This is a genomic window from Mammaliicoccus sp. D-M19 (assembly GCF_022386695.1).
Classification (GTDB): Bacteria; Bacillota; Bacilli; order Staphylococcales; family Staphylococcaceae; genus Mammaliicoccus; species Mammaliicoccus sciuri.
Genome location: NZ_JAJNHW010000002.1, coordinates 54,596 through 70,995, shown reverse-complemented (window position 1 = coordinate 70,995; position 16,400 = coordinate 54,596). Strand labels below are relative to the sequence as shown.

Below are 16,400 nucleotides of genomic sequence, written 5' to 3'. Positions count from 1 at the left end.
ATCGCTTTATTAAATTTGGGTATAAAAAAACGCCCACGTTAGTGAGTGTTTAATTTTTCAATCATTTCTTTCCTTGTTTTTGCTTGCTTTTCTATTATTTGAAGATATAATTTATCAATTTCATCAAAAATTGATTGATATCCTTTAATGGTGCCATTTTCAGTAATTTCGGAAAAATATTTTCTAAATTTATCAATCGTATCATTTACAAACATATATTCTGCCACATTATCAGGTTTTATTAAGTCTGTGTTAATCGTATTATCAAATATTTTCAAATGAACTTTAACTAAATTAAAACGGTTATATATTAAAATTGTTTCATATTTAGTTATATTTCTTTCGGATTTATCATTAGTTTCTGAACGTGCTTTGTTATAATCTTCCTCAGAGTAATATGTAATATTAGATAACCTATCATTACATTTATCTGCATATAACATAAATTCATTCCTATAATTACTTAACTCAATTAATACATCTTTAATTTCTTCTTCCACATTCTTTAATAAAAGTATTTTTCTTTCATCATTAATTAGCTTCTCTTGTTTGCTATCTTGTGAGAATGCGACATATAAAACACTTAAAGTACCAATTATGCCTCCAAGAAAACTACCCCAAAAACCTAACCAGCCATTCGCATCACCTAATGACCAACTAAACCAACTAAATTTTGTGATTCCAATTGCAATAAGTAAACTTATCCCAATAGTACCTACAATAATATAAAATAACCATACTCCTATTTTATTCTCCATAATTTAAGCCTCGCTTCTAATAAATCTAACGCAATTAAATTATACAAAAACCACCCAGCAAAAGCTAGATGGCTAAAATAGTATTAGGAGGACAACTAATGACTATACCAATTATAATTCTTTGTATTTTCGTTCTCACCGATTATAACTTTTGCTATAAATGCTATTCGATACACATTATAACGAATCAGAACTTATGAAATATTTAACAAAGTCGTTGCCCAATTTGGATATTAAAACGCTATCTTTCGTTTTACTTTTTGTCTTTTTATTTTTACTGATTTTTAACTTTTTATTTCTTTTCGCATTTTCTATAAATTCAGCTATATTAATTATATCTTTTTGTGCAGTTTCAATCGACGTTAGAATTTCATCTATATCATGTTGAATAAAATTGTCTGTCTTACTTTCTAATAAACCATTTTTCAACAAATTATTACGCGCTGCATTATAACCTGGATTAGTTATCTTGAACTTCTCAATAATTTTTTGGTTCCATCCTACTTCTCTTTCATAGTATGGTAGACTATATTGTTTTAAAATTTCAATTTCTAAAATAGTTAATCTATCTAGTATTGAAAAATAAAGTATTGAAATATCATATGAAAAATCATTCTTTATAGAATTTAATACACCATTAGAAATATACTCAATTTTCTCTGTTTGTTTAGTACTTGCAGCACTTTCTGAACCCATAATAAAGATTTCGTCTACTTTATCTTTATACTCTTGATTATTATTTTTATTTGCTGCTTCTAGAATTTCGACTCTTTTTGCTAATTCATTTAAATACATTGCTTGGTTTCTAATAGTTTTACCTTTTCTATAATTTACAATTGCATTCCCCATATAAGGTATGAGACTAGCAGCAGTATCAATTGTTATATCTGCCAATAATTCACTCCCAGTATTAAGTGCATCTGTTTTTAACTCTTCTTTCACTTCATCAGCTAAATTTTCACTTGTCGCATTTAAAATACTATCTAAGACATTCCCCATTGTATTTCCTCCACCCTATATATTTATTCTTTTCTCTATATTTAATATATCATTGAACTAAAAAACCATCTAACAAAAGCTAGATGGTTTCAAAGGGGGCTGACATTGCATGCTGGAGGACATCAATGCTTGAGTCAATATTAGACTCAATAACAATATAACAGGAAAAATCAATACCGTAAGTACTCAATTAGTAAGGTACGTTTTTACTATCCTTTGACTTTAGATGCAAAGTTAATTTGTTTAATTATGCTAGAGTGTATGTTTTTAATGGATTGTTCAGCGTAGCCAAGTTGGTTCGCTATTTCTCCATGTGTCATTCCTTCAACATATCTAAGTTTTAATATCTGATGTTCTACACCTTCAAACTTATCAATCAGCTTTAAAACCCTTTTCTTCTGATTTTCTATTATCTCAATGCGATCATTTAATTCTTTTAATTCTTCTCTAATTCTATCAATTTGGCGAATACGTGAGATAAAGTCGTGTTTTTCACCTAAGTCTACACGCGTATCACTTATCGTTTGCCATCTATCTATCTCTTCCATACAAATATCTCTTTTTAGTTTTAAGGTTTCCTGTTCCATATCTAATTTACGATACAACTTAAGCCATTCAAACAATACATCTCACCACCAAAAATTTATTTTAAGTATCCACGTCATCATTCACACATGCTGCACAATAAAGATATGCAAACAGTAATAGTGATGTAAGTACTAATGAAACGAAGTATATTTTCATTTGATAGCCCTCCTAAAATATATATGCCATAACTTCAAGTTGATCTCTGAAATATTTTGTTTCAGTGTTGATACTACTTACTTTATAGGTCGGCATTTTTGTCATATCTATAAATATTTTTATTTCTGATTTATTATTTAACTTTGGTATTGATAGTATTTTATTATCTAAAGTCACTGAAAATTCAAAAGGTATTTTTCTAATTCTTAATTCATTAATTATGTGATCCATTATTTTCTTCCCCCATGTTTTCCTGAATATTGATTATACATAGCCTTTGTCTGTATCTACTATGCCATCTTGTCTTGCATGATTCCTTTCCATTTTCTTTTTGTAAGCTTCAATAAGTTGCTCTACACTGTAATATTGATCAGCAATAGCAAATGCAAACACCACTTCATCTTCCAAATGAATAATTGCGTTCACTAATCCCAATATTTCATTAAAACTAAAATCATGAATATTAGTAGGTATACCAGTTTTACAATTTGTAATACGTTTTAACGCTAATTCATCAACAGATTCTCGCTGGTTTGAAATGCTTAATCCAAACGCTAACAAGTCTGCTAGTTCATCTAGTTGCACATCAAATGGCTTACCTGGTTTCTTCTTCCAGTTCTTAAACGTTTCTAATGTGTTAAACCATTCAAAAAATTCAACCACATATGCCACTTTGCTATCTTGTAAGTTTAGTGTTGGTATTCTACTATCGAACTCTTTTTGAATTTCAAATAGTTCTTTCAATTGATCAGTTGTTAATTGGTTGTTCATACTATTTGTCCTCCCTGTATAATCTTTCAGTAAGTTCTACTGCGTAATCTACTCTTGGATCATCTTCCCCAAATTCGTCTATTGCTTCTTGTCTGACAGTGCTTTCTAAGTATTTATCCCAAGCTTTTGCTTTACCATAAACTTCTTCTATCTCTTGTATGCCGCTTTCATCACCTAAATAATTATGGTAGCCTTCAATTACTTTTTTATGTGTTTCTTCATGTTTATATGGCATTTCAACTACTCTCCTTAAAAATTAGGTTCTTACTCCTAAAATTCAAAAATACTCATTTGTCCGTTTTCGATCGGTTCATCATCATATTCAACTACATAATCTTTATGCGAAAAACCATGAAATATAATTAAATTATTATCTTTATCTGCTATACGATAAATATCAACTGAGTCCTTATTCACACGCCATTGCGTTATAATTCCCACATTATTTTTACCGACTTCGTAACTGCATTTATCGTCATAAACTTTTCTAATCATTTTTACCAACTCCCACAACATTCATTAAAAAGCTGCTGTGCATACTTTCCAAATTCAGTCTTTTGAGGATATAATTCTAGCCATGGCTTAGACTTTTTATACTTCTTTTCTTTCTTTTCCTTTTCTTCAATACGTTTGATTTCTTGTAATTCACGATATTCTAGTCGTGACATGAGATATGGTATAGATACTGCTTCTTGAAGAGTCCATTTATTATGAATACGTGATCTAATATGTTTCATTTCTAACTTGTTCTTTCTCATTAACTCTAAATATTTTTGAGAAAAAACATATTTCTCACCATATATTGTGTAAACTTTACCTTCAACTATCTGCATTTTAATTCCACATCCTCTAATTCATAATCTCCAATCGTATAATTATGAGATTCTATAAATATAGAAGGGTCAGACTTCATATTTTTATCTAGGTCTTGTCTAATGCCTTCTTCATCATCTGCATATATAAAATGCGTTTGGACAAACGTAACAGGCGCATGTGTTACAACTTTATATAACTTCATGTTCTTCACTCCTCACGTACTAACAGTGCTATTTTTAATTTCTAAATTGTTTATCGAATTCAGCTATTTCTGCTTCCATTGCTCTTTTTCTTTCCTCAAAATCAACTGATGTTTCTTGTTGAGCTTTTTGATCACCCTGCTTTTGTTTCAATAACCACTCAGGTGTTTTCTCTCTTGATTGATTAGCTGCACTTGGTGTTACTTTATTTTGATAAGCAATTAATTTGCGTTGTTCATAAGCAACTACGTCTGATGCCGTTTTAAGATTTGCGTGAATCCAGTCCTTTAAAATCCCTTTGGCATAACTCCATCTGACTTTATTTCTGTCCAGTGATACTTTTAAAGCCATGATGACTATTGCTTCAGAATCATTCTCAAACGCATCAAGATATTGCGATATATCTTCAGTTGTATAGGCTGATAGAACACCAAAGCCATTTTCTTGGAAAAAATCGAAGACGCTCTTAGAGTCCTCCTTCTTAATATTCTTTATTTCTTTACTTCTTTTCTTCTTAACTTCTTCTTTAGTTGTTACCTCTTTGTTACCTCTTTGTTGGTCGTTTGTTAGTAAACTGTTACTAACATTGTTAATACCTTTGTTGGTAATATTATCGTTAGACTGATAAAAGCCCCAGTTGACAATGGTTATAAGCCTATTAGACTTTGTTGATTTGTTTGTTATAAAACCTAGTCGCTCGAATCTCGCTAACGCACTGCGAACGTTCTGCACTGAAATCCCTTTTCCACATTCTTCAGCTATATTTTTAAGTGATGTTACAAATTGCCCTGGTTCTGTCTTGTATGTTTCGTTTTTATACTCCCACTCATTACCTGTGTAATCAGCCATAACCAATAATTGTATTAATATTGCTTTATGTTCAGGAGTAGACTGTTTCCAAATTGGCTTATCAACTAACGAACGCCATAACTTTAAATAACCTACTCTAGCCATCTACTCACCCCTCAACATTTTGTTTAATCTCTCATCTACATCAACCCAACTGTCTACTAAGTGATATTTTTTATTAAATGCATCCATACCAATCGTATGTTGTTCTGCATGATGTTCTCGACACAAAGCTAATACCTTATTACCTATATGATCTATTTTCTTTCTATTACGCCCTTTTCCTACTGCGTAAAAGTGCGCTAAATCACTATTAGGTTTACCACAAATAGCGCAAGTACGATTTATAGTACTAACATATAAAAAACTTTTATCATCTTTTAAAAGGTCGCTTGTACGGTAATTTAAGGGTATGTCATGCAAAAACACCCAATTTATGATTAACTCAATTAATTCTCTAGCTAATTTTTTAGTACAGTCTGATAAACTAAACGTTTCATAACCATTCATAAAAATCAGATAATCCTTAAACATCTGCCTCATATATTCTCGTGGCTGACCAGTATATGCTTCAATGTCATTGCATAAAGCAAATATTTTCCTACGCTGCTTATCAGTAATTGTATTTTTATCGATAACATTTACATTTACTTCTACAGGTATTTGATTATTTAATAATAAAATTGTCTGGTTATCTAAACCAACATCATCTATGACGATAGTGTAACTACCGTCATAGTTTTGTTGATAACTTAATATTTTTGACATCTAACTAATTCCTAAACCTAGAATGGTAAATCTTCATCTTTTATATCGATTGGTGCGTTCGAGTTTGAAAATGGATTAGGCTGTTGGGTTTGTTGATTTTGATAACCATAGTTTTGTTGCGGTTGATAAGCTGATCTATTCCCATTATTTTGTTGTCCTTGATAAGTTTGATTATTTTGAGGTTGATAGTTTTGTGGCTGGTTGTAATTCTGTTGCTGATTATAATTTGATTGTTGATAGTTATTGTTTTGTTGATTTGTATTTTTAGGTTCTAAAAATTGCACACTATCACATACTACTTCAGTAACATAAACCCTCTTGCCTTCATTGTTTTCATAATTTCTTGTTTGAATTCTGCCTTCAACACCTGCTAAATTGCCTTTTTGTAAATAGTTATTAACCGCTTCAGCAGTATTTCTAAAAGCTACACAATTTATAAAGTCTGCTTGTCTTTCTCCATTCTGATTTGTCAATATTCTATTGACTGCTAAAGTAAACGTTGTTACACCAATGCCATTCGGTGTTGTTCTGAATTCTGGATTTTTGGTTAATCTACCTACTAATACAACTCTATTAATCATTATTTTGTCCTCCTTGATTTTGTTTTAAAATGTCTTGCTTCCAACTATTTAATGTTTGGATTGCCTGCATTGCCTCAGCAACACTTAATTTTTCATAATTGATAATTTTTAATTCTAATTTAACGTTCTTTGGATCAGTTTTTACTAATTCTGCAAATTCATTAATATGACTATCAAGTAACTCAATATCACTTCTATCAGCTTTAGTGTGTTTTTCACGTTTTTGTTTTGCATCTGCATCATCTTCATCTGTTGGTATATTAAAGAATTTAAGTAAAAAATAACGCTCTGCATAAGTTAATGCTGTACCGTACGCCTTACTCGCATCATCTTGATGACCAATTGCAAAAAATGGAATTACTAACTGTTCTTCTGGATTATCGGCATTTAAAAAGGTATATGTCATATCCATTTGAACTAAAATATTAGGTTTTTTCTTGCCTTTAACCACCACTTCTATTTCTGAATAGCTAGCTTGCTTTACAGACGGAAACAATAATAAAGAATTATCTTCCATCTTTTTTCTGATTTTGTGTAATATTTGTGAGCCCTCAACGTAGTTATACTTATAACCTTCTGCATCTTTTGTAAAGCCTTCTATATTTGCTTTCACATCAAGAATTCTTTGATAAAGATTCTTTGCCATCTAATCACCAACTTTCACACTGTAAGATGTTGGATTATCAATAACGTAAGTACCTTCAATAATTTCTCCATTGGAATCAATAACACGACCGTCTTCCGTTACATGAAATTGTTTCTTTAAATCTGCTAAATTTATTTCTTCTTTAATACGTACTAAATCGTTAAAACCACGTTCTTTTAGAGTCTGTATAAACATAGTTTTATTAGGTATTTCCCACTTTTGAGTTCCTTTTCGCGATGTGACTTTTCCATATGGTGTACTCAATTTAAATTTTGGGTCTTTTTCCTTTTCAGCTTTGTAATATTCAACTAATAGACTTTGTAGATATTCTTTACTACCTTCATATCGATTGAGTTCACTTTCTTCCCACGTTTTAATTTTTTCAATTTCATTTTCAGCGACTTTCGATACCTCTGATTGCTTTGTATTAATTGCAGCTATCTTTTTTAATGCCCAATTAGCACTATCCAGATCATGCACTTTAAAACTTTCTTGAACTTCAACATCTTCCAACTCTTTTTCAATTAATGGATTAGCCATAAATATATTCCTCCTTCAATACTGCGGCTTTTTGTTCTTCTTCTAATTTTTTATATACTTCTTCACAAACTCGTTTAATTTCATTTGGGTGAATTAAATCAAATGTTGTATAGTAATTTCTTGTATGCCTAAAATGAATGACTAATTCACAAATATGCTTATCATCTTTTTCAATTTTGTACTTCAATTTTCTAGGTTTTAAAAAGCATTGTTCTAATAAATAAAGTCTATAAATATTGCGATTTAAATAAGGTTTAAACATGACTAAAACCCCTTTTTAATAAGTCTTTTTTTACGCAAAACTTCAATAATATAATTTTTTAATCTTTCGCTTGATTCTGGATTACTTTCATGAATCGATAACCATTTATTATTACTTTCATAAGATTCATGAAAATGTACAAAATTTATAGTTATTTTTCCATTTCGTCTAACAATTTCTAACCAGCAATCTTCTTGGCTACTTTTAAATTCTTCATATAGACGAGCGAATACACTAAAAAGCTTTTTTCGATTACTTGTCATGTTTATCACCCATAAATCGACGAAAAAGTGCTGCTTGGGCTAATATTGTCATCATATCTTTGTCATTTGCATATAACTGAGCAATGTCAAAACTGCGACCATAAACTCCTCCTACAGCTTCCGTTGCTTCATCATTCTCAACACCTATAGCTAATGTGCCGTAACACTCAAAATTAGTTTGATTATCTATATTTTCTATAAGTTCTATTATTTCTAATCTTTTTTTACCTACTAACGCTACAATTTCTTCCTTAGTCATTTCTTTTAAATTCATTTTTGACGCCCTCCAATTTTTGTTATATATTTTAATTTGATATTATTTAATAATTTATTGACTCTCACCGACTGCCCTCGGGGAGAGTTTTTTTATTTTGTTTTCATGTTACTTTTCTTTTTATTGTGTATAATTAAAATAATTTATCATGAAAGTGAGGTGATACAATATGAGTGGATATTATACAAGAGCTACAATCTGTCTTAATGGTCATGTTTCCTCATCAAGTGAAGCTAACTATAGAAAATTTTGTAAAGAATGTGGCGAATCTACAATCTCAAATTGTTCGAAATGTCAGTCAGCAATACAAGGTTATTATTATGTCCCTGGATTTTTTGGCAAAATTAATTATGATGCTCCTAATTACTGTCACGAATGTGGCAATCCTTATCCATGGACAGAAAAGATTTTAAATAATGCTATTGAATTAGTTTCTTTAGATGAAGAATTATCTGAAGAACATAGATTAATAATCAAAAATGCAATCCCAGACCTTATAATTGATTCACCAACAACACCTGTTGCCCAAGCAAAATATAAAAAATATATGTCTCAAGCAGCTGATTATGTTCAAGAAGGTGCTAGAAATTTACTAATTGATGTAGTAAGTGAAGCTGTTAAAAAATCATTATTTAATTAAATTTGTATCTACATTTAGGGCAATAATTAGCTGATTTTGTTGTTATTGATGAACAACTTGGACACTTTTTTAAATTAAAGAAAAATACTAACTCTTTAACTACACTCTTAATCTCTTCCGCCAAGATGACAATTAAGAGTGTTATTTTTAATAGTTTTAATTTGTCCACTTACATCCGCTCCTTTTCTAAAAACACTTGATCAGCGATTTCAAACATTAATACAGTTACTAACCAGAACATCAAAGAATGTTCGATCGATGCTATACTAAATGAACTGATAATAAAAAATTCAATTACGATTAACAAAGTCAACGCAGGATATTTAATAATGTTCCATGTTGTATTCATTAAACATCACTCCTATAATTCAACTTCCTTTTTTAGCAATTCTTTTTTTATGTATTCGATTGCTGGTTTAACCTCTATATAACGTTTGCCACCCTTACCAAATCGATATACAAATCTTTCTTGAAAAGTTAGATTTGGAAAAACTTCATTTTCAAAATGATGTTTTGATATCCCACTAATCTTCTTTAGTCAATATGAAATTTCGTATTTTTATAACTAAATTTTCTTGATATACGATTTTTCGTATGTTATTATTTAATTAAGAACTAGGAAATGAGGTAACCATAATGGAAAAAGAACAACATTTAAAAAATTTAATGGAATTAAAATCTGGAACTGTAAAGTCTTTTTCGGAAGAAATTGGGTTAGCTTATACAACAGTTCGTTCAATTTTAGAACGTGGTATTCTAAATGCCAAGGTTGAAAATGTAATTAAGATTTGTAAAGGTTTAAATATTAAGCCTGAAAGCTTAATGCAAATAGATGATAGTTTAATTAGTGAGACTTTAACTACTTTAATTGAACTCAAAGCCCCACGACAAAAAAACGTACTAAACTACGCTAAGGAACAATTGAAGTTACAAAATCAAAAATCAAATAATATTTCTTCTATCCAAGAATACAAGATAAAATATAATAGCAAAGATGAAAAGATACCGTTTACCAGAATAGGCACTACTGGTGCTGGCATTGGTGAAGAGTTATATGATGACATCATTGAAGAAACTGTCTATTTTGATAGAAGTGAGGTTGATCAGCAATTGCTTGAAACAGCTGATTTTTGTATATATGTGAATGGTGATTCAATGGAACCTGCAATAAAGAGAGATACGTTTTCTTTTGTAAGACGAACTAATGAAATTAGAGATGGTTTAGTATCACTAGTAATTTACGATGGTACTGTATTAATCAAAAAGATAGAACTAATAGATGATACAATAAATCTTGTATCGTTAAATCCAAAATATGAAACTATAAAAGTTGAACCACACCATCAGTTCAAACTGATTGGTAAGATAGTTCAATAAATTTTTACTCTAACAAAATAATTTATAATAAATAACTGATGTTATTATTTTTTTGGTCTTAAAAGATAAAATATAATGGAAAATTGCATGATTTGAATCTAAAAATGCCATAATATTAGAATTTTGCCTTTAAAATGGATAATAAAATAATTTATAGAAAACAAAATATAATTTTATTCACTCTTTAAGGCTCTAATCATTGAGCCTTTTTGTGTGTTTAAATATATTACTTTTAAAAGAAAGGAGTTAATTTTTATGACTTAGCAAAGGATATAGCACACACATATTTATTAAATGAATTATAGTACATAGAGATAAGCCTATATTCAATTTTCATCAAAAGTAATTATAAGGGGAAATGAAAAATGAAAAAATTATTAATTTTATTATTTACATCACTTTTAATTTTAGGCGCTTGTGGTAAAAATGTTGAAACAAATGATATTATTAAAAGCTTTGAAAAAGAAGGTCTTTCAGTCGAAGATAATCGAGATATGAAAAAAGAAGATTTTGGATTAGCACCAAATAAAACAAAAGATGCAAAGATATTTACTGTGACTAGTGATAAGAACGGTAGATTATTTGTATTTGATAATGAAAGTGATTTAAAAGACACTAAAAAATATTATAAAAAATTAGGAGAAGGCAGTGCTATGCTTTCATCTCATATATATTCAAATGATAAAGTTCTATTGCAAATGAATAGTGATATTGATGAAGATACTTTCAAAAAATTTACAAAAGTCATCGATAAAGTTTTAGATGAAAATTAGTTTTATTTTAGGGTACAAACCTGTACCCTTTATTAATTTTTGAATTTTTTGAGGAGGATTATCAAAATGGCATCATTTACAGTAACTAAACGTAAAAATAAAACTTCGACATCATGGCAGTATGATGTTAAACACAAATCATTCAAATCTGGCAAAAAAAGAAAATCTGGATTTAAAACTAAAGCTGAAGCTATTTATGCAGCGCAGCAACTAATTAGAGATTTAGAAGACGGAAACAAAATTGAAGATAATAAAACGTTTAATGTTTATTACAATGACTGGCTAGAAACTAAGAATAAACATAATTTATCTAAAAAACAGTTTTACTGGTACAAACGGGCAATCGATTTATTCTCAGATTATTTTGGTAAAGACATATTACTTAAAAATATAACTCGTTCAGAATACCAGCGATTTTTAAATAATTATGGTAATGGTCGCACTTCTGAGACAGTTAGAAAAGTACATGGATGTCTATCACCTTGTTTAAAAGATGCATTATACGATGGATATTTAAAAAAAGATCCGACATACAAAGTGATAGCTAAAGGGACAAAAGATGCTAAAAGTGAAGAAACGAAGTTTATGACTATCAAAGAATATATAGATTTAATAGCATATTTTAAAACACGAGATGAACAAAGCTATGTATTTTTATACCTACTTGCTATAACTGGTGCAAGATATAGTGATGCTATCAATATGACTTATGCAGATTTAAATAAAGCACCAGGAATAATTCACCTTCCAGGCACTAAAACTGAAAACTCAAAGCGCGATGTTGAGGTAAATCACAAAGATATAATTACTATTCGAAACAAGATTAAAAAATATCCTAGACGTATTGATGGAAAGATATTTAAATTGTCACACAGTGCAATTAGTAAATCATTTGAACACGCTAAAAAGCAAATAGGCATAATAGACTCGAAAATAACACCCTACGCATTAAGACATACACACACATCTTATTTATTGAGTAAGTCCATTCCAATTGAATACATTAGCAAAAGATTAGGTCATTCAAATATTGCAATTACTTTAGAAATTTATTCGCATCTTTTAGATGAACATAAAAAAGAGCAAGGTCAAAAAGTGAGAGAATTATTCTCTTGACACTTTTTTGACACTTGCTCAAACGGATTATCTTACCAAATGCAAGAAAACCCAGCAATATCAACGTCTTGGATTAGTTGATTATTAAGGTACAAACGGAGAGTGAGGGATTCGAACCCTCGAGACGCTTGTGGCGCCTACACACTTTCCAGGCGTGCTCCTTCGGCCAACTCGGACAACTCTCCACAAACAAAAAAATCAGAAGCGATATTTCACCTCTGATTATATGACCCCTACGGGATTCGAACCCGTGTTACCGCCGTGAAAGGGCGGTGTCTTAACCGCTTGACCAAGGGGCCTTATGGCTCCACAGGTAGGACTCGAACCTACGACCGATCGGTTAACAGCCGATAGCTCTACCACTGAGCTACTGTGGAATAATAATGGAGCGGGTGATCGGAATCGAACCGACAACATCAGCTTGGAAGGCTGAGGTTTTACCACTAAACTACACCCGCTTAAGTAAATAATATATATGGGGCGACTGATGGGAATCGAACCCACGAATGTCGGAACCACAATCCGATGCGTTAACCACTTCGCCACAATCGCCATACTTGTTTAAAAAAGTATGGCTCAGGACGGAATCGAACCGCCGACACAAGGATTTTCAGTCCTTTGCTCTACCGACTGAGCTACTGAGCCAAAATAAAAATGGCGGTCCCGACGGGAATCGAACCCGCGATCTCCTGCGTGACAGGCAGGCATGTTAACCGCTACACCACGGGACCATCATTAAAAAGTATTGCGGGAGGCGGATTTGAACCACCGACCTTCGGGTTATGAGCCCGACGAGCTACCGAACTGCTCCATCCCGCGCTAATAATAAGTAATTTGGCTACCTTATTAATATAACACATTCATTAATATTATGTCAATAAAATTTTAATAATTTTTTATTAAAAAATGGTGACCCCTACGGGATTCGAACCCGTGTTACCGCCGTGAAAGGGCGGTGTCTTAACCGCTTGACCAAGGGGCCTCTAATTGAGAACTACTTAAGTATATATAGAAATATAAAGAACGTCAATGCTATTTCTTTACTTTTCTTAATAAAAAATTTGAACTTTTAACATCTATGTGACAATTGTCACTAAAGGGAGAAATAATCATTCAAAACCCCCTCTTTTTATCTTTAGAAGTCTTATTTATTCATGATTTTTATAGAAAAAAGTGATCATAAAGTAACTTTTCCATACTTGAATATTAATTGTAAGTTGACACCTTTTCTAATTTAATCGAACTTGAAACTTACTAATCTTATATTTATATATTTGTCCCCCCTATTACATAATTCAGTGCTCAATTATTGTTAGATGACATTTTTTAATTGTTCAGAGCTTTTATTTAATTTTTAGTTTTAGCTTGTTTAATATATAATTACTAGATACCTTGCTACATTTATCGATTTGATCTTTGCTAAAATATACTTCTTGGTTTTAATTAAAGTAATTCTTATTTGGATGGAATAACATTGTTATTATTACAACTTAAATGTACTATGAAAATAACTCATTAAAACCTACATTATTATTTAAGTGAATTAGTTATCAGCCAATTTTTAAAGGATGAAATTTTATGTTAATTAAAAATAAGAATATGACAATACGAAACATGGAACAAAGTGACTTATCTAATTTAATAAAATGGTTTAACAATAAAGATTTAACAAAGTTTTATGATGAAAGATTTGAAAATAATAATGCAATTATAAAAAAATACTTACCACGTATAAATGATCCTGGTAAAGTAACACCTTGTATTTTAGAGATTAATAATGTTGCAGTCGGGTATATGCAGTTTTATAAAATTGATTCTTCTCTACATAAAAAGTTAAATTTTGATTTAAAACTTAATGTATATGGTATTGACCAATTTTTAGCAGATCGCTCTATATGGGGTAATGGAATAGGTACAGAATTCATAAAAATGATATTAAATTACTTAGTATTAGAACTTAATGTGGATTCAATTGTATTAGATGTAAAAATTAATAATATTAGGGCTATTAAATCATATAAAAAATGTGGATTTAAAATTTTTAAGCAAGAAGATTCATATTTCTATATGGAATGGAATAAAGCAAATCGATAACCAAAATTATATTCTAATTATTAATTAGTATCTAAATTACTTCTGATATGTTGCTTGTTTACTCAGTCTTGATATATACAACGCCTCTATTTATCTTGTTTAGCCAGTCTTGATAAATTCAGACCTCCTATTTATCTTGTTTAGCCAGTCTTGATAAATTCAGACCTCCTATTTATCTTGTTTCACCTGTCTTGATAAATTCAGACCTCCTATTTATCTTGTTTCACCTGTCTTGATAAATTCAGACCTCCTATTTATCTTGTTTACTCAGTCTTGATATATACAACGCCTCTATTTATCTTGTTTCACCTGTCTTGATAAATTCAGACCTCCTATTTATCTTGTTTCTCTGCTCTTGATAATTACAAGCTGATCTATCTTCCTCACTCACCTACTCCAACAACAAAAAAACAGAAATTCTAATGTTAAATTAGAATTTCTGTCCCGCTTCAATACGCTTCCATCCTCTTCCATGCACTTCCGCGCACTATCTACTTACTACTATTTAATTCAAATACTCTATCATCTTGTCACTAGCGTTCTTAGCCATTTGTACACAATCTGGTAATCCGACTGCATCAAATGATGCACCTGTTATGATAAGGTTATGATAATTCTGATCGATATGTTCTTGTATATCTCGAATACGATCGATATGACCGACTTCATATTGAGGCATGCTGTGTGGTAATTTCGTTACGATAGAGAATTCTGGTTCTCCTTTTATAGTCATGATTTTATTCAGATCATTTAGAGCGACTTGTTTCAATTGTTCTTCGTCTTTATGATGAATAATATTTGAGCCTGGTTTACCTACATACGCTCTTAATAAGACTTTTCCTTCTGGTGTTGTATGCGGCCATTTTTTATTTGTCCATGTACAAGCTGTGATGGCTGTATCACTTGTTCTTGCGATTACAAATCCAGTTCCATCTTTATCATTAACGACTTGATCCTTATCAAATGCCATAACAACTGTTGCAACACTTGTTGAAGGCATATAGTTAAAGTAATCCAATTTAAGGTCATCTTTAAACCATTTAACGAAATGTTGGTGTGGTATTGTAACGATTACACCGTCATATTCATGTTCTTCATTATTTATAGTTAAAATTGTTTTATTATCTTTTTCTACTAAATTTTGAACTGAAGCATTTAAATGTATTTGAACACCTTTGTTTTCAAGACTATCACGTAAAGTTTGAATGAATGATTCAAGGCCATGTCTAAATTGTTTAAATTGGCCTTTTGGTTTGACTGTTACTTTTTTATCGGCATTATTTTTAGCTTTTTGAGCTATCATACCTTTTATTAAGCCACCCTCTTTTTCTTCTTGTTCTTTAAAATGAGGGAATGTTGTTTTTAAGCTTAATTTATCAATATTTGCACCATAAATACCTGCCATTAAAGGTTCGATTAAGTTTTCTAATACTTCATCACCTAATCTTTGTCTAAAGAAATGGCCGATTGATATATCTGTATGCATCGGTTTAACAGGTAAGAAATAATCTAAACCCGCTCTTAATTTAGCTGCTGGAGAAATCAATTGTGTTTTAAGAAATGGTTTAATTTCTGTCGGTATACCCATAATTGAACCACCTGGTATTGGATATAACTTATTATGGCTGTAAATATATGATTGCCCTGTTTTATTTGTTACTAAATCATCAGCAATCCCAATTTCTTCAGCCAATTCTGTCATAATTGTTTTTCTACCTAAGTATGATTCTGGCCCTAGTTCAATTGTATAACCATTTTTACGATATGTTTTAATTTTGCCGCCTACTCTGTCTGATTGTTCATATACATCAATTTGTGCATCTGGATAATCTCTTCTTAAATAATGGGCAGCAGATAACCCAGTTATCCCTGCCCCTATTATTGCAATTCGTTTTGACATACTTAACACTTCTTTCTTATTCGAATATC

General features: G+C 30.7%; 24 protein-coding genes and 9 tRNA genes. 5 read left to right on the top strand and 28 right to left on the bottom strand.

The annotated features are described in order from the left end of the window. Positions 1-38: 38 nt before the first annotated feature. The 17 genes from LQ675_RS05890 to LQ675_RS05810 all read right to left on the bottom strand — a co-directional run bounded on the left by LQ675_RS05890 (position 39) and on the right by LQ675_RS05810 (position 8,471). Positions 39-758 (bottom strand): hypothetical protein, encoded by a 720-nt coding sequence (locus LQ675_RS05890; protein WP_239727128.1) that lies wholly within the window; start codon positions 756-758, stop codon positions 39-41. Positions 759-935: 177 nt separating this feature from the next. After that, positions 936-1,757: a hypothetical protein gene (locus LQ675_RS05885; RefSeq protein ID WP_239727126.1), complete on the bottom strand. Its 822-nt coding sequence runs from the start codon at positions 1,755-1,757 to the stop codon at positions 936-938. 209 nt (positions 1,758-1,966) lie between these two features. Beyond that, entirely contained in the window at positions 1,967-2,380 is a 414-nt protein-coding gene (locus tag LQ675_RS05880) for a sigma factor-like helix-turn-helix DNA-binding protein (RefSeq protein WP_239727124.1), read from the bottom strand. A gap of 133 nt (positions 2,381-2,513) precedes the next feature. Then, positions 2,514-2,732 (bottom strand): hypothetical protein, encoded by a 219-nt coding sequence (locus LQ675_RS05875; RefSeq protein ID WP_107617263.1) that lies wholly within the window; start codon positions 2,730-2,732, stop codon positions 2,514-2,516. 33 nt (positions 2,733-2,765) lie between these two features. Then, a complete protein-coding gene (locus LQ675_RS05870; protein WP_239727122.1) occupies positions 2,766-3,272 on the bottom strand; it encodes a dUTPase in 507 nt (168 codons plus the stop codon). Position 3,273: 1 nt separating this feature from the next. Then, entirely contained in the window at positions 3,274-3,507 is a 234-nt protein-coding gene (locus tag LQ675_RS05865; protein ID WP_239727120.1) for a hypothetical protein, read from the bottom strand. A 35-nt stretch (positions 3,508-3,542) separates the two neighbouring features. Then, positions 3,543-3,767: a hypothetical protein gene (locus LQ675_RS05860; protein WP_239727117.1), complete on the bottom strand. Its 225-nt coding sequence runs from the start codon at positions 3,765-3,767 to the stop codon at positions 3,543-3,545. 2 nt (positions 3,768-3,769) lie between these two features. Further along, a complete protein-coding gene (locus tag LQ675_RS05855; RefSeq protein WP_239727115.1) occupies positions 3,770-4,105 on the bottom strand; it encodes an SA1788 family PVL leukocidin-associated protein in 336 nt (111 codons plus the stop codon). Beyond that, entirely contained in the window at positions 4,096-4,290 is a 195-nt protein-coding gene (locus LQ675_RS05850; protein WP_239727113.1) for a hypothetical protein, read from the bottom strand. The genes LQ675_RS05855 and LQ675_RS05850 overlap by 10 nt, the downstream gene beginning before the upstream one ends. A gap of 34 nt (positions 4,291-4,324) precedes the next feature. After that, the gene (locus LQ675_RS05845) at positions 4,325-5,242 is read right to left on the bottom strand and encodes a DnaD domain protein (protein ID WP_239727111.1); all 918 of its coding nucleotides are present in this window, start codon (positions 5,240-5,242) and stop codon (positions 4,325-4,327) included. Then, positions 5,243-5,905, bottom strand: a complete 663-nt coding sequence (locus LQ675_RS05840; protein WP_239727109.1) for a putative HNHc nuclease — start codon at positions 5,903-5,905, stop codon at positions 5,243-5,245. 17 nt (positions 5,906-5,922) lie between these two features. Beyond that, positions 5,923-6,486 (bottom strand): single-stranded DNA-binding protein, encoded by a 564-nt coding sequence (gene ssb, locus LQ675_RS05835; RefSeq protein ID WP_239727106.1) that lies wholly within the window; start codon positions 6,484-6,486, stop codon positions 5,923-5,925. Then, entirely contained in the window at positions 6,479-7,132 is a 654-nt protein-coding gene (locus LQ675_RS05830; protein WP_239727105.1) for an ERF family protein, read from the bottom strand. The genes ssb and LQ675_RS05830 overlap by 8 nt, the downstream gene beginning before the upstream one ends. Then, a complete protein-coding gene (locus tag LQ675_RS05825) occupies positions 7,133-7,672 on the bottom strand; it encodes a host-nuclease inhibitor Gam family protein (RefSeq protein WP_239727104.1) in 540 nt (179 codons plus the stop codon). Beyond that, the gene (locus LQ675_RS05820) at positions 7,665-7,934 is read right to left on the bottom strand and encodes a hypothetical protein (protein ID WP_239727102.1); all 270 of its coding nucleotides are present in this window, start codon (positions 7,932-7,934) and stop codon (positions 7,665-7,667) included. Before LQ675_RS05820 ends, LQ675_RS05825 begins: the two co-directional genes overlap by 8 nt. A 2-nt stretch (positions 7,935-7,936) precedes the next feature. Beyond that, positions 7,937-8,197 (bottom strand): hypothetical protein, encoded by a 261-nt coding sequence (locus LQ675_RS05815; protein ID WP_107617275.1) that lies wholly within the window; start codon positions 8,195-8,197, stop codon positions 7,937-7,939. Further along, on the bottom strand, positions 8,187-8,471 hold the full coding sequence (locus tag LQ675_RS05810) for a DUF2482 family protein (RefSeq protein ID WP_107617276.1): 285 nt from the start codon (positions 8,469-8,471) through the stop codon (positions 8,187-8,189). Before LQ675_RS05810 ends, LQ675_RS05815 begins: the two co-directional genes overlap by 11 nt. 169 nt (positions 8,472-8,640) lie before the next feature. On the opposite strand from LQ675_RS05810, the gene LQ675_RS05805 reads away from it, so the two are divergent. Then, positions 8,641-9,111, top strand: coding sequence for a DUF2321 domain-containing protein (locus tag LQ675_RS05805; protein WP_239727099.1), 471 nt, complete (start codon positions 8,641-8,643; stop codon positions 9,109-9,111). 169 nt (positions 9,112-9,280) lie between these two features. On the opposite strand, the gene LQ675_RS05800 is transcribed toward LQ675_RS05805, so the two are convergent. Next, positions 9,281-9,460 carry a hypothetical protein gene (locus tag LQ675_RS05800; protein ID WP_107617278.1) on the bottom strand — a complete coding sequence of 60 codons (180 nt, stop codon included), beginning with the start codon at positions 9,458-9,460 and terminating at the stop codon, positions 9,281-9,283. Positions 9,461-9,747: 287 nt separating this feature from the next. Between LQ675_RS05800 and LQ675_RS05795 the strand changes: the two genes are divergently transcribed. The 3 genes from LQ675_RS05795 to LQ675_RS05785 all read left to right on the top strand — a co-directional run bounded on the left by LQ675_RS05795 (position 9,748) and on the right by LQ675_RS05785 (position 12,377). Then, on the top strand, positions 9,748-10,488 hold the full coding sequence (locus tag LQ675_RS05795) for a helix-turn-helix domain-containing protein (RefSeq protein ID WP_107617281.1): 741 nt from the start codon (positions 9,748-9,750) through the stop codon (positions 10,486-10,488). A 365-nt stretch (positions 10,489-10,853) separates the two neighbouring features. Next, positions 10,854-11,261, top strand: coding sequence for a hypothetical protein (locus LQ675_RS05790; protein ID WP_239727097.1), 408 nt, complete (start codon positions 10,854-10,856; stop codon positions 11,259-11,261). Positions 11,262-11,327: 66 nt separating this feature from the next. After that, positions 11,328-12,377: a tyrosine-type recombinase/integrase gene (locus LQ675_RS05785; protein WP_239727095.1), complete on the top strand. Its 1,050-nt coding sequence runs from the start codon at positions 11,328-11,330 to the stop codon at positions 12,375-12,377. A gap of 96 nt (positions 12,378-12,473) precedes the next feature. Here the strand turns inward: LQ675_RS05785 and LQ675_RS05780 are convergent. The 9 genes from LQ675_RS05780 to LQ675_RS05740 all read right to left on the bottom strand — a co-directional run bounded on the left by LQ675_RS05780 (position 12,474) and on the right by LQ675_RS05740 (position 13,359). Beyond that, positions 12,474-12,562, bottom strand: a tRNA-Ser gene (locus LQ675_RS05780). Positions 12,563-12,604: 42 nt separating this feature from the next. Beyond that, a tRNA-Glu gene (locus LQ675_RS05775) sits at positions 12,605-12,676 on the bottom strand. Between the two features lie 3 nt (positions 12,677-12,679). Beyond that, a tRNA-Asn gene (locus LQ675_RS05770) sits at positions 12,680-12,754 on the bottom strand. 7 nt (positions 12,755-12,761) lie between these two features. Next, a tRNA-Gly gene (locus LQ675_RS05765) sits at positions 12,762-12,835 on the bottom strand. A gap of 18 nt (positions 12,836-12,853) precedes the next feature. Then, a tRNA-His gene (locus LQ675_RS05760) sits at positions 12,854-12,929 on the bottom strand. A 20-nt stretch (positions 12,930-12,949) separates the two neighbouring features. Further along, positions 12,950-13,022: transfer RNA gene (locus LQ675_RS05755), tRNA-Phe, on the bottom strand. 10 nt (positions 13,023-13,032) lie between these two features. Further along, positions 13,033-13,108: transfer RNA gene (locus LQ675_RS05750), tRNA-Asp, on the bottom strand. A gap of 14 nt (positions 13,109-13,122) precedes the next feature. Beyond that, positions 13,123-13,196, bottom strand: a tRNA-Met gene (locus tag LQ675_RS05745). A gap of 88 nt (positions 13,197-13,284) precedes the next feature. Further along, positions 13,285-13,359 (bottom strand) — tRNA-Glu (locus LQ675_RS05740). A gap of 596 nt (positions 13,360-13,955) precedes the next feature. Here LQ675_RS05740 and LQ675_RS05735 point away from each other — a divergent pair. Then, entirely contained in the window at positions 13,956-14,471 is a 516-nt protein-coding gene (locus LQ675_RS05735) for a GNAT family N-acetyltransferase (protein WP_048539856.1), read from the top strand. Between the two features lie 505 nt (positions 14,472-14,976). Here the strand turns inward: LQ675_RS05735 and hemY are convergent. Beyond that, on the bottom strand, positions 14,977-16,371 hold the full coding sequence (gene hemY / locus LQ675_RS05730; RefSeq protein WP_048539855.1) for a protoporphyrinogen oxidase: 1,395 nt from the start codon (positions 16,369-16,371) through the stop codon (positions 14,977-14,979). Positions 16,372-16,400 lie beyond the last annotated feature (29 nt).